The organism is Mesorhizobium sp. P2_E6 (assembly GCF_056403835.1).
In genome coordinates this window covers 1-1,508 of the sequence record NZ_JBFUEQ010000039.1, presented here as the reverse complement: position 1 = coordinate 1,508, position 1,508 = coordinate 1, and the positions used below count along the sequence as shown (strand labels likewise).

2 protein-coding genes are annotated in these 1,508 nt (G+C 59.4%); both read right to left on the bottom strand.

Annotated features, from left to right (window positions below; all coding sequences use genetic code 11):
* Window positions 1-1,060 (bottom strand): HlyD family type I secretion periplasmic adaptor subunit (locus AC1D08_RS33645; RefSeq protein ID WP_477425347.1); only part of this gene is annotated, 1,060 nt, incomplete at its 3' end.
* A partial coding sequence (locus AC1D08_RS33640) for an ATP-binding cassette domain-containing protein (RefSeq protein ID WP_477425345.1) occupies window positions 1,047-1,508 on the bottom strand: 462 nt, incomplete at its 5' end. The genes AC1D08_RS33640 and AC1D08_RS33645, both read right to left, overlap by 14 nt.

Sequence of the window (1,508 nt, the reverse complement as noted above, 5' to 3'; positions counted from 1 at the left end):
GCCCCACCCGGATTGAGTCGATGTCTTCGGGCTTTATCCTGGCCTCGATGATGAGCTCGTTCGTGGTCGGCAGAAGCTCCATCACCACCTCCCCCGCTCGGATGACGCTGCCTTCGGCATTGTAAAGCGAGCGGACGATAATGCCGTCCACCGGCGCCCGGATGGTCGTCCGCTCCAGGACTGACCGAGCAGCGTTGATTTGTTCCTCGAGGTCCGCGACCTGGGCCCGTGCTTTGTTGAGCTCCGTTACAGCATCCTCGACCCGGCTGGTTGTAAGCCGTTCAATCTGCTGACGCGCTTCCACGGTCTGGGTCGCCGAGCTGGCAATCTGCGCCTCCAGAGATCCTGCCTGGCCGACCAGTTCGGCAGTGCTGCGCAGAAGATCGGTGTATTCGGAACGATTTGTGAGTCCTTTATTCAGCAGGTCTTTTTTTCTTTCCGTCTCCTCGTTGACGATCGCAAGCTGATTTTCCGCTGCTTCCTTCTGAGCTTTTAACCCGACAACGGCGTCCTGAAGAGCTGCCACCCTTTGCTTCAGAATCCCCTGTTCCGCGCCATAACGCGCTAGCCGCGCCTGAAATTCCTTGTTTTGTTCTGCGAAAACACCGCTGTATTCGGAAGCGCCTGAATAGGCTCCGAGGTCACTGGACAAGACAATTTTCTGAAGGCCGTCCCGCTCCGCTTCGAGCCGAGAAATTTCAGCTTTTTGTGCCACCCACTGCTTGAGAACGCGGTTGAGCTGGGACTGCGCCACCGTCGGATCGAGGACGATCAGGGCCTGGCCTCTTAGTACCCTGTCGCCCTCCCGAACCTTGATGCTGCTGACCACGCCTCCCTCGAGGTGCTGGATCATCACATTCTGCCCAGCTGCTGCGACCACGCCTGGCGCGATCGTCGCTCCAGCAATTGGTGCCATAGCTGCCCAGAATCCGAAGCCGAGCAAGAAAACCGCCACGCTTCCATATCCCATCAGCGTGATCCGATCTGTGCTGGTGTCGACGTTGCGTTGCCAGCGATACGTCTTGGCGTCCCTCTGAATGGGTTGGCTAGGAACCGTCATTCGCGACCTTTACCTCCACGCGAGCAGGTGACGGGAAAGGCACCACTCCTTCGTTATCATGCGACTGAGTGGCCGCGGCCGTCGCTGCTTGGCCCCGTCGCTCGGCAAGTCGGTCGAGCACGTCCTTGGTCAATCCGTAGATCTCAACCTGGCCATTGCGCAGCATGAGGATGCGATCGCATTTGGCTGCGAGCGAAGGCCGATGGGTTATGACGAGCACGGTCGTTTTTCGTGCACGCGCCTGGAGGATCGCCCGCTCGAGTGCGGCTTCGCCGTCGGAATCAAGATTTGCATTGGGCTCGTCGAGAACCAGTACCTTGGGATCGCCGTAAAACGCGCGCGCAAGTCCAATGCGCTGACGCTCGCCGCCCGAGAGTCGAACGCCGGTCGGGCCGATCACCGTCGAATATCCATCCCTTTGACCCAGGATGAGCTCATGCACTTGGGC